We start from the raw sequence: 11,897 nt of genomic DNA, 5'->3' as shown, positions 1-11,897 counted from the left end.
TCTCTACGTGTTTACGCTTATTTTTCTCATGATAAAAGGAAAACATACGAAAAAGGATACCTGAATCAATCACAGGTATCCTTGAATCACTTTCTTTATTCATCCGGCTTTATTTTCAGCAAGCGTATGCCGTTCAGCGTAACCAGTATGGTCGCTCCGGTGTCTGCCAGGATAGCCAGCCACAACGTTAACCACCCCGGGAATACAAGAAAGGTAGCGATGGCTTTAATCCCCAACGAAAAGATGATATTCTGCTTAATGATCCTGAGTGCCGAACGGCTTAATCGGATCGTGAAGGGCAATTTGGACAAATCTTCCGCCATCAAGGCGATATCTGCCGTTTCCAGCGCCGTATCCGTACCTGCCCCTCCCATGGCAATACCGATTGTCGCCGTTGCAAGGGCAGGGGCATCGTTAATCCCATCGCCAACCATTCCAATTTTCTCATGTTTCTCCCGCAGCTCTTTCACGGCTGACACTTTATCTTCAGGAAGCAGTTCGGCCCGGAACTCATCTATGCCGACCTTTGCAGCAATCGCCCTTGCAGTGGCTTGGTTGTCTCCGGTCAGCATGATTGTCTTTTCAATCCCTGCCCGTTTCAGCTGTTTAATTGCTTCCCGGCTCGTCTCCCTGATTTCGTCCGCCACAGCAATAATCGCAATCATTTCTTTTTCCGTCCCCAGCATCATCGCTGTTTTTCCTTCGTGCTGCAAGCGGCTGATTTCTTCTTTCATGCCAACAGTCGAAATCCCTATTTCTTCGAAGAAGCGGGGACTTCCAATCAAATAAGTCTCCCCGTTTACTTGGGCTTTCGCCCCCTTGCCCATCACTGCTTGAAAATCATCTGCTTCCACCAGGGGAATCCCTTGTTTTTCCGCATGATTCACAATTGCATCTGCTAACGGGTGTTCGGAAAATTTCTCAATTCCTGCTGCCAGAGAAAGAATTTGTTCTTCATCTCTGCCCTGTAAAGAGATCACATCGGTAACCACCGGTTCCCCACGGGTTAGCGTACCGGTTTTGTCAAAAGCGATTGCCTTTAACGCTCCCGTATTTTCCAGATGCAAACCGCCTTTGATTAAAACCCCATTTCGGGCTGCGTTACCGATGGCGGAAACAATGGCAACCGGTGTTGAGACAACCAAGGCACAGGGACAGGCCACAATCAATAGAGCTAGAGCGTTATAGATCCATGGCTTCCATGGTTCACCAAATATAAGGGGGGGAACAAGGGCAATCAATACAGCCAATACCATCACCGACGGCGTATAGTATTTGGCGAATTTGTCAACAAAGGCTTGGGACGGCGCCCGTTGTTCCTGTGCATCCTCCACCATGGTAATAATCTTGGCAATGGTGGTATCCTCCACTAACTTCGTTACTTGAACTTCAATGGAACCGGATTGGTTGAGTGAACCGGCATATACCTCGTCTCCAACCCTCTTTTCAGCAGGTATCGATTCTCCGGTAATGGCCGATTGATTCACTGCCGTGCTGCCCTTCACCACCTCTCCATCCATGGCAATCTTTTCTCCGGGCTTAACAATCATGATATCGCCGATTTCAATTTCTTCTACAGGCAATACCATTTCTTCTCCATTCCGGCGAATGGCGGCGGTTTTCGGGGCGATATCCATTAGTCCGCGAATGGACTGCCTTGCCTTCTCGGCTGAATAATGCTCCAATACTTCACTGACACCAAATAAAAAGGCAACAACAGCCGCTTCTTCCCAGTATCCAATAGCAATGGCCCCGCCAACCGCTACGGTCATTAACGTATTCATGGTAAAGTTGAGGCGAAACAGATTGGGGATTCCTTTTTTAAAGTTTTCCCAGCCTCCCAAAACCGTTGCCAACAAAAACAAAGGGATGGAAAGAGAAGCAGAGGCAGTAAACAAATATTCTGCAGCAAAGGCCAAAAGCAAAAAGAATAAAGAAACGGCGGTCATCATCGATTGGCGATTCTTCTCCCAGTAACTGACTTCCTTCCCCTGACCTTTTTCGTCTTCCACCACCTTAATGCCTTCAAAAGCTCCCAGCTCTTCAATCTTTTCTTTACTCAACCTTGTTCCTTCTATGGTGATTTTCGATGCGGCGAAATTAACCCGTGCATCGGTAACACCAGGAACTTTTTTTACCATCTGCTCAAACTGAGCAGCACAATCCGCTCAAGTGATGCCGGAAAGCCGGATTACTTGTTTTACCTGATCCTTGTTCAAGTTCTTGATTGCAACACTCACAGGGACTGCTCCTTTCCCTTCAGCCCTAATGCTTCCTGAATCAAATGATGGACATGTTGGCTCTGCAGGCTGTAAAAAACCATTTTCCCTTCTTTCCGGTACTTGGCCAGCCCCATGTTCTTCAACAGCCGAAGATGATGAGAAGCCGTGGCATTTGTTGATCCAATAATGGTTGCTACATCACATACGCACAGTTCACTCTCCTGGCTGAGAGCGTAAATAATCTTAAGCCGGGTATCATCAGCCAAAGCTTTAAACAAAGGAGCCAGTCCTTCCGTTCTATGCAATTGCCTCTTTCGGCGTTCCACCCTCTGAGGGTCATAAATAAATGTTTCACATTCGTCATCGGCTCCGGGACTGCGATAAGCCACCTCAACATTTTCTTTATGCTTTATCCCTTCATCAGTCATAATATTTCACCCTTTCACCATGTTATTCAAACATTAAAAAAATCATTTGATTATACGTTTCTATTATGCGGATCTCCTTTAAAATTGTCAACAATTAAATATGCATTTGATTGTTTGATTTTATTAAAAATAATAAACCCCTGATGGATATTTTTCCAATCCTTCAGGAGTTTGCATTGTAAAGGAAACTTACCTCAGATGAAGTTTTATTAACATGCCCTCACCAATCGATTTTTCTGATCCTCTGCTACCTCAGAGCCTATTTCTGAGATATCGCTTTCACAGCAGGGGCATATCCACGTTGTCTGGATGGTTACTGAACTATATGAATCTTCCCCGCAATGAGGACAGGTTTTCACCATCATACTTATTTCCTCCTTCGTGTCTACTTATCTTTATTATCGGTTAGACATGATAAATGATTTAGATTTTTTCACACAATCTTATGTTTATTCTGAAGGAGGAAATTTAGAACTTTCTATATTTAAAAAGGTAAAGGGCTGAGAAAACTCAGCCCCAATCGTTCAAATTCAAATGAAGTTCATCTATTTCCTTTATGCACTACGGGTAACATGGCTGCCAATTTCTCTTGTTTTGGCTACCTTTATCACCTTCCACATATTCATGGAGAATACAATGGCTGCTAGAGTTACGATAGCACCTGAAACTCCCCGAACAATAAGATATGGACGAATGGCTTCACGAATCGTGTAGAAGTTTTCACCCGCCATGGCTCCTTCGACGAGACCGGCAATGGTGAGTGGGATGAACATACCGAGGAATCCAATCATGACCAACCAATAGTGAACATTGGCCAGCTTCTCGTCATAGCACTCACCCCAATAGGTTTGCACCATCCAGTAAGTGAAGGCAAACACTCCGAATGAGATAAATCCTAAAAGTGCCAAGTGAGCATGGCCGACAACCCACTGGGATCCGTGGACGAAATCATTGATAAAGCGGATCGATTGAGAAGACCCTTGGATACAGTTCATCACATAGAACACCATGGTTGCGACAACGAATTTTCCTGGAACACCCAGTGGTTTTTTGCTGTTGCGGATGCTGACAGTGATAATATAGAACCAGATAAAGGTCGGAATTAACATACCTACACTGGTCCATTCACCCATTAGTTTCCAGAATGTGTTTACCGGCGCATCCTGATAGAGCAAGTGATGAAGAACAGATGGTGGAATAAATATCGCAACCGCCCAGAAATGGACCTTACTTAATACTTCAGGATATGGCGGCTTTTCATTTTCTGTGCCTGTCATTTTAGGAATCATAAAGTAGAATATTCCCTGTAAGCCAAACATAAACCATCCATTTACCTCATTATGGGCAAATGTCCAGATGGCAAGGTTATCATAAACGCCTTTCCAAGGAATAAAGTTTGCCCAAACGAAGTTCAACCCCAAATATAGAACAGATAACAAAATAAAGTTTAATGCAGGTGAAAAGTGCGGAATATTTCCCTTAAATACCGTCATGAACACGTTAGCCGCAAAGATGACCCACACTACGGCGATGGCTACGTCCACCCACCAAACGGGTTCCAGATATTCGCGTCCGTCAATCTTACCGGCCAGAATGGTCACAGCAACTAAGGCAATTCCCACATGCATTAACCAATAATGAAGATTGCCCAAGGGTTTGCTAAATAAATCCCTGTCCACGATACGGGGAACAATGTAATAAATTGCACCCATTAAGGCCATGGATAACCAACCGAATATAATCGTCTGCAAATGAAGTGCCCTCATGGCTACGAAGTTAAAGAGGTCAGGGATCCACTCAGGTTTTACCAAATTAATACTCATGATGATACCAAATAAAGTGACCAGTATCAAATAAAAGGCACTGGTTAATAAAAACTTCTTCGCCACGTTATCGGCATTGGAAAACTTTAGTATGTCTGCCTTATTCACTTTTTCTCCCACCTTTACTCAGTATGATTAACGCTCAGCCGGTGTCTTAAAGCTGCTGAGCCAAGTCGCTAATGTTTTGATTTCATCGTCACTCAATTTCCCTTCATAGGAGGGCATAATTTGTGTTCCGCGACGAATAAACTGCTCAATGGCCTGCTCATTTAAACGTAACCCAACGGTATCCAACTCGGGACCCGTTACCTGCCCCTGCTGACCTCGGTAGCTATGGCAGGAAGTACAACCGGCTTGCTTAAATAATTTTGCACCGGCCACTTCCACCTCCGATGTTCCCCAATATGGAGAACCATGGTCGGCAGGAAGTCCGGCATCCACAGTAGTAAAAGCTGTTGCGAAAAAGAGAAGTAAAAGTACAACTCCGCCACCAACATAAATGATGAGGTTCTTCATCTTTAAAACCTTCCTTTCTTCTATCCTTCCTGAAATTCCATTTAATAAATACTATTTTTTCTAAACACCTCAATACACGTAGTAAACCGTTTTGGTTTGATCTACCTCCCTTCCACTGGAATCCACCAGTCTTAGTAGCATCGTGTATCTCCCCGATGGAAGAGTCCCCTTGGGGGAAATCGACACTTCCTGCTCCAGTTTGGTTAATGGCTGTACTTCAAAGAGTTGAGGGTTAATCTCAAAATGATTGGATTTTCCATCCCCATTAGGACTGGATCCATTTTCAACAGATTCCAACATGATTTTAAAATTCATAGTTGACTGAGTTCGATTTGTGATCTGAAGATCATAAAGAACACTTTCAGATGATGTAACTGTGGAAACTGCGGTATCCCCTTTCATTTTAATGGTGAGATCAACTCCGTCATCCAGCATCACACCCAAAAGCAAAATCGCTGTAAACAGGACAAAGATGGATCCCAATATTAATGTTTTACCATCAAATATAGAAGGTTTCTTCGACTCCGGTCCAATCGATTGAAATGCAAAGGACAAACTGTTTATTGACCCCTTTTCAATCCCCCGGGATGCCAATTTCTCTGCCTTAATGCCGCAGGCTGTGATACATTCTGCGCAGTTGATACAAGGGTCTTCCTTGGACAATTCCCTTGGTTTCAACCCCATTAGACAGGCTTGATCACACAAATTACAATCGATGCATTGGTTTGGGTCAAATACAATTCTTAAGGAAGTATTTTTTTTCGCCTTTTGTTGCATGATGCCATAAGGACACATGGATTGACAAAAACTATGCCTAATAACCAAAAGATCTATCAAACCAAAAACACTAAATTTCACACCAAGAACTAGAAACCAAATGGGGGGACCCAAATTAACCCAGGACCAGATCACCTTCGGTGCAACAAAATAGGAAACCAGTACAGTATAAAAGCCCCACATCAGAGGAAACACGATGAAAAACAACGAAATGATCTGAATTAAATGCTTAATTTTGGTCTTTTTGCTACGACTTTTTTTAAGCTTTCTCCATTTTTTTATGATGGAATCTCCAAGTTCTGACCAAAACGTCTGAAAACATAACCAACCACAAAAAATCCTACCAAAGTTTCTTGCAAATAATGCCAGAACAAGAATAGATAAAATAAATGCGATAAGAGCCAAATACAGCTGGTTAATAAAGAAATATTTCCCTAATATCACAAACCGGCTTTCTGCCATATCCAGACGAAAAAGATCAAGAATGGGCAGAAGCGTAATAAACATCAAGAACAGGACTTGGGTACCTCTTCGACTTCGCCTGATATTCTTTGCTGCCAATTTATCCACTCCTATCCCAAGATCTCCTTACACACTTTCTTCACACTTATAGTAATAAATTCATACGGGAACCAGAGTGACATATCTCACAAAATCTAAAATTATTCAAAATAATTTTCTATGACCATTTGCTTTTTTTTTAAAATATAATAGAGATGACAGAAAACGAATGAAGAAGGAGAATACTGGTGTACGGGTACATTATGTTTGGATTGGCACTCTTGGGAGGAGTCATTGGCGGGACATGGTTGGTGATATCCTTTTCTAGAATAGGAAAGGTGAAATGCATTGAATGTAAACAAACCTTTTCATCCTTTAAATCTTATGTCACTTGTCCCTACTGTGGGGAAAGGTTTGCCAAACGGAGGGGCAAAACATTTAAAGTGGTAAAATAAAAAGCCTACTGGATGGTCAACTTGACCACCCAATGGGCTTTTTTAATGGTTTACGATTCCTAAACGTTCGACGGTCTCGGAATAGTGGACACGCTCTTCTTCATTTCCCAAAAGAGCATATCGCATACTGTCTATCAACGCTTGCCAACTGGCCTCAATGATATTTTCAGATACCCCGACGGTGCTCCATTTTTCATCACCATTGGTGGATTCAATCAAAACGCGAACCTTTGACGCCGTTGCCTCATTTTCATCCAGAACGCGAACCTTATAATCTGAGAGATACATATTCTTAAGAGATGGAAAGAAAGATTCCAAAGCTTTGCGAAGAGCATTATCCAAGGCATTAACCGGACCGTTCCCTTCAGCAACGGTATGCACCACTTCTCCATCCACAGAAATTTTGATTATGGCTTCAGATTTAATTCCTCCGTTTTTCTCCTTTTCTACCAAGATCTTAAAGGATTCCAGAATAAAGATCTCCTTAATCTGATCCATGGATTCCCTGATTAAAAGCTCCAAAGAAGCATCTGCCCCTTCATATTGGTATCCCCGATGCTCCATTTCCTTAATTTTTTGGATTAATTTCTTGGTTGCGGGATCCTGTCTTTGAATATCTATTTTTAATTCCTTCGCCTTGAAGAGCAAGTTACTTTGTCCAGCCAATTCGGAAACCAAAACCCTTCTCTTATTACCTACTGCTTCAGGTGTAATATGCTCATAGGTTTCCGGATGCTTTAAAATGGCGCTTACATGCATTCCTCCTTTGTGGGCAAAGGCACTCCGTCCAACGAAGGGCTGGTTGTTGGGGGGAGTAATATTGGCAATTTCACTGACAAATCTCGAACGTTTCGTTAATCGGCTTAACTGGTCATCGTCAATACAGCGAAAGCCCATTTTCAACTGCAAATTGGGAATCACGGAACAAAGATTGGCATTGCCGCATCGTTCCCCATAACCGTTCATGGTTCCCTGAACCTGTCTGGCTCCTGCCTGTACGGCTGCCAAGGTATTGGCGACAGCCAGTTCCCCATCATTATGGCAATGAATCCCAACCGGTGTATCCATTTGCTCCACCACATGGGTCACAATAGCAGATATTTCGTGGGGCAAAGATCCGCCATTTGTATCACACAAGGTAATCCAATCGGCTCCCGCTTCTGAAGCTTTTTTTATCGCTTCCAAACTGTATGCCGCATTTCGTTTGTATCCATCAAAAAAATGCTCAGCATCAAAAATCACTTCCAGCCCATGACGCTTTAAAAATGAAACGGAATCATAGATCATTTGCAGGTTTTCTTCTAAAGTGGTCTGCAATGCATCGGTCACTTGAAAATCCCAAGTCTTGCCGAAAATGGCCACACTGGCAACACCGCTGTCCAGGATCATTTGAAGGTTTTGATCCTGGTCTGCTTTTATTCCCATTCTCCTTGTGCTTCCAAAAGCAGTAATCTTGGCATGATGAAATGTCAGTTCCTTTGCCCGGAGAAAGAATTCCATATCTTTGGGATTGCTCCCCGGCCAACCGCCTTCAATATAATGGAATCCCATTTTATCCAATTTTTTGGCAATCTTTAACTTATCGTCAACGGATAAGCTAACTCCTTCCCCCTGTGTTCCATCCCGAAGGGTCGTATCATAGATAAAGATCTGGTTCATTTTTCTCTCTCACCTATCCTCCAAAGACAATAATTTAATATTCCGAAAAAATATATATTGCCTAACAGTATATCACAGGATAGTGGAGCAATCCATAGAAAAAAGTTAATATTTTAGATTAATTTTAATTTATTTTCCCTTTTGAAAGGTAGACGATAAGATCTCCTAAAGTTCTGGCTTCTTCCTGATCATGGGTAACCAATATCACGGGAATCTTCCACTGCTGAATCAAACCTTTCAACTGAATCTGACACTCCTGCCGAATCCCATGATCAAGTGCGGAAAGGGGCTCATCCAGTAGCAAAATTTCCGGTTCCGTCATCAATGCCCTGGCCACAGCCACTCTTTGCTTCTCCCCTCCTGAAAGCTGATGGGGAAATCGGTCCATAAGGGGACCCAGTCTTAAAGTGTCGAGGATATTTTTTTGCCAACCCTCCAGCTTTTCCTTATTTCTCTTTTTCAAACCATAAAAAATATTGCTTTTTACACGCATATGGGGAAAAAGGGCATACTCCTGAAATACGTAGCCTACCCTTCTTTGCTGTGGCAACAGATGAATTCCCTGTTCCTTGGAATAAAGAGTCCGGGAATGGATTCTAATCATTCCGTCATCCAAAGAAATCAGGCCTGCGATCCCATTTAAAATCGTTGTTTTGCCAGACCCTGAAGGGCCAAATAGAACCAATACTTCACCTGGTTTAACGGTAAACTTCACATCGATTAAAAAGTTGGGAAGTTGTTTCTTCAAAGTTACTTGTAGCATATGCCTCACCCTTCTATGCGATGCCGATCCATGTTTCTTTTACTCCACCAATTCAGCCACATCATTGCGGCAAATCCCATAGAAATGATAATCATGACCCAGTACATGGCAAGGGCAGTACTTCCCCTTTCCACTGCAAAGTAAATAGCCAATGGAATCGTTTCGGTCTTTCCAGGGATAAAACCGGCAAACATGAGGGTAGCACCAAATTCACCCAATGCCCTGGCAAAGGTAAGAACCAACCCCGCCAATAAACCTGGCCAACCCAATGGAAAAGTAATGGTCCAAAATACCTTCCATTCCGAAGACCCCATGGTCCTCGCCGCATTCTCCAAATTGGTATCCACGGTTTTAAAAGCAGCAACCGCGCTTTGGTACATCAGGGGGAAAGAAACAACAATGGAAGCAATGACGGCTGCCCACCATGTAAAAACCAGTTGAATTCCAAACCATTCCCACAGCCATTTGCCTAACCATCCATTTTTGCCAAAAAGAAATAACAAACCGAAGCCAACCACTGTAGGCGGAAGAACCAGGGGAAGCATAAAAGTGGATTCCAAAACCATTTTTCCGGGAAAACTGCGATGTACCATTATTCTGGCTATAAAAACAGCTGTGATAAAAACAAAGGATGTGGCAATGGAAGCAATTTTGACTGAGAGGTATAAAGGGATCATTTCCATTCCATTCACATCCTTTTACGAAGACAATCTTTCGATCATCTGAAATCCATATTTTTTGAAAATTTCTAACGCCTGTTCTCCCAAAATAAATTGATAGAAATCTTTTGCTGCCTGTTGATTCACGCTATTTTTTAAAATCGACATCGTATAGAGGATAGGAGAATGGGCGGTTGAATCTATGGTAAACCCGATTTCAATTTCCTTTGACCGAATTACATCACTGGAGTATACAATGCCGGCTGCCACGTTACCAGATTCCACATAAGTAAGAACCTGTGTCACGTCCTTGGCAAAAACCAATTTATTTTGGATTTTATCCCATATCCCAATGGTTTTTAATGCTTCCATTCCATATTTACCGGCAGGCACATATTGAGGATCGCCCATGGCAATTTTGTTAACCAATGAAGTAGCCAAATCATCCCATTCAGTCATTTTTCCCTTTAGTTCTTTAGAAGTAACAAGCACTAATTCGTTAGATAAAATATCTGTCCTAGTTTCCTCAATGATCAGACCTTTTTTTTGCAGTCGGTCCATTTTTTCTTCATTAGCAGATATAAAGAGGTCTGCAGGGGCTCCCTGTTCAATCTGCTGTTGCAGTGTCCCTGAACCCCCAAAGTTAAAGTATACCTCTATGCCAGGGTTTAGTTTTTTGTAGGCATCTCCTATCTCCTGCAACGCATTTCCCAGACTGGCAGCAGCAGATACATAAAGCTTTACGGAAGTTTGTCCGGCTTTATTCCCATTTGAACAACCTGCAAATATAAGGAGAGTAGCAAGAACTACAAAGGAGAATATTATTTTTTTTAATAGTATTGGAATCTTCATTAAAAATCACTACTTTCTATAGATGCAGAACTAAAGATTCACACGTCCGCCAGTCGAGATCTACCAAGAAGTGATTCATGTCCGCTTCACCTACCATTATATGCATTCACTGTATAGAGCTCAATGTCCAATATATATCCCCAACTTTTTAGCACATTGAATCAATTCGTGTTCCATTGGGACATTTTTTAATTGCGAAGTCGCTTCTTTGAGTGAGATAGATGTGATCGCCCCTGATTGCATAACAGGAACGTTTCCATATCTCCTATCCAACACTAAATCAAGGGCTTTTATTCCATATTGGGTGGCTAAAATCCGGTCATAAGCTATGGGGCTCCCTCCCCTTTGCAAGTGTCCAAGGACGAGGGATCGAGATTCGGTTTTCCCTGTATCCTCAATCATTTTGGCTAGTATCTGACCAATCCCCCCTAATCGGATGGGATCGGATCTTCCTTCTTCTATATCCTGAGTAACCCAATGACCATCGGGAAGTTTCACTCCTTCAGCAACGACAATCATACTAAAGGATTTGCCTAGTTTTTTCCTGTATTCAATGGCTTGGATGATCTCATCTAAGGACCATTTTCTTTCGGGAATCAGAATAATATCGGCCCCACCTGCCATACCGCTGTATAAGGCGATCCATCCGGCATATCGGCCCATGACCTCCAAAATCATCACCCGGTGATGTGATTCAGCTGTTGAGTGAAGTTTATCCAAAGCATCGGTAGCCGTTTGTACGGCCGTTTGAAAGCCAAAGGTCCAATCGGTTGCAGACAAATCATTGTCAATGGTTTTTGGGACACCGACAATAGGAACGCCCAATTCGTAAAGTTCTTTGGCAATTGATAGTGTGCCATCACCGCCAATGGCAATCAGCGCTTCCACATCCATCTCCTCAAGAGTTTTTATAATTTGGGGAGATACATCTTTATACTCTATTCCCTTTTCCGTCCTTACAGGATATTTAAAGGGGTTGTCTCGATTGTTTGTTCCCAGGATGGTTCCGCCGCGATGCAGAAGCCCGGATCCAACCTCATCATCCATGATCATAAAATCCCTTTGAATCACTCCAGAAAAACCGTTTCGAAACCCGATCAACTTCAAATGATGCTGTTTTCCCGCCTTGTAAACTGCCCGTATCACCGCATTTAAACCGGGAGCATCGCCCCCTCCCGTTAAAATGCCAATTCTTCTTCCATTCAAATCAATCCCTCCGTCCATTTTCGAATGAATAAAATC

Annotated in this window: 12 protein-coding genes; 1 reads left to right on the top strand and 11 read right to left on the bottom strand. The window is 42.8% G+C overall.

Annotated elements, in window-relative coordinates; translation table 11 throughout:
- Positions 1–95: 95 nt before the first annotated feature.
- From L1765_RS03315 to L1765_RS03290, 6 genes are all read right to left on the bottom strand, one after another.
- Positions 96–2,240, bottom strand: a complete 2,145-nt coding sequence (locus tag L1765_RS03315) for a heavy metal translocating P-type ATPase (protein ID WP_236404819.1) — start codon at positions 2,238–2,240, stop codon at positions 96–98.
- Entirely contained in the window at positions 2,237–2,650 is a 414-nt protein-coding gene (locus L1765_RS03310; protein WP_236404812.1) for an ArsR/SmtB family transcription factor, read from the bottom strand. Before L1765_RS03310 ends, L1765_RS03315 begins: the two co-directional genes overlap by 4 nt.
- Positions 2,651–2,859: 209 nt before the next feature.
- Positions 2,860–3,015: a hypothetical protein gene (locus tag L1765_RS03305; RefSeq protein WP_236404798.1), complete on the bottom strand. Its 156-nt coding sequence runs from the start codon at positions 3,013–3,015 to the stop codon at positions 2,860–2,862.
- 189 nt (positions 3,016–3,204) lie between these two features.
- Complete coding sequence (locus tag L1765_RS03300) at positions 3,205–4,581, bottom strand: cbb3-type cytochrome c oxidase subunit I (RefSeq protein ID WP_236404796.1); 1,377 nt, start codon at positions 4,579–4,581, stop codon at positions 3,205–3,207.
- Between the two features lie 27 nt (positions 4,582–4,608).
- Positions 4,609–4,989, bottom strand: a complete 381-nt coding sequence (locus tag L1765_RS03295) for a c-type cytochrome (protein ID WP_236404794.1) — start codon at positions 4,987–4,989, stop codon at positions 4,609–4,611.
- Between the two features lie 69 nt (positions 4,990–5,058).
- Positions 5,059–6,327, bottom strand: a complete 1,269-nt coding sequence (locus L1765_RS03290; protein WP_236404785.1) for a 4Fe-4S binding protein — start codon at positions 6,325–6,327, stop codon at positions 5,059–5,061.
- A gap of 188 nt (positions 6,328–6,515) precedes the next feature.
- On the opposite strand from L1765_RS03290, the gene L1765_RS03285 reads away from it, so the two are divergent.
- Positions 6,516–6,722, top strand: a complete 207-nt coding sequence (locus L1765_RS03285) for a hydrogenase maturation nickel metallochaperone HypA (RefSeq protein ID WP_236404783.1) — start codon at positions 6,516–6,518, stop codon at positions 6,720–6,722.
- 42 nt (positions 6,723–6,764) lie between these two features.
- Here L1765_RS03285 and cimA read toward each other — a convergent pair whose 3' ends face one another.
- From cimA to L1765_RS03260, 5 genes are all read right to left on the bottom strand, one after another.
- Entirely contained in the window at positions 6,765–8,381 is a 1,617-nt protein-coding gene (cimA, locus tag L1765_RS03280; RefSeq protein WP_236404780.1) for a citramalate synthase, read from the bottom strand.
- A 124-nt stretch (positions 8,382–8,505) separates the two neighbouring features.
- Positions 8,506–9,144 (bottom strand): ATP-binding cassette domain-containing protein, encoded by a 639-nt coding sequence (locus L1765_RS03275; RefSeq protein WP_236404778.1) that lies wholly within the window; start codon positions 9,142–9,144, stop codon positions 8,506–8,508.
- 5 nt (positions 9,145–9,149) lie between these two features.
- A complete protein-coding gene (modB, locus tag L1765_RS03270; protein ID WP_236404761.1) occupies positions 9,150–9,827 on the bottom strand; it encodes a molybdate ABC transporter permease subunit in 678 nt (225 codons plus the stop codon).
- Positions 9,828–9,842: 15 nt separating this feature from the next.
- Entirely contained in the window at positions 9,843–10,655 is an 813-nt protein-coding gene (gene modA, locus L1765_RS03265) for a molybdate ABC transporter substrate-binding protein (protein WP_236404759.1), read from the bottom strand.
- Between the two features lie 120 nt (positions 10,656–10,775).
- Positions 10,776–11,861, bottom strand: coding sequence for a 6-phosphofructokinase (locus L1765_RS03260; protein WP_236404757.1), 1,086 nt, complete (start codon positions 11,859–11,861; stop codon positions 10,776–10,778).
- Positions 11,862–11,897: the final 36 nt, after the last annotated feature.

Source organism: Microaerobacter geothermalis (assembly GCF_021608135.1).
In the GTDB taxonomy this organism is placed as follows: domain Bacteria; phylum Bacillota; class Bacilli; order DSM-22679; family DSM-22679; genus Microaerobacter; species Microaerobacter geothermalis.
The sequence above is the reverse complement of the archived record's forward strand: the minus strand, read 5'-3'. Positions and strand labels throughout refer to the sequence as shown.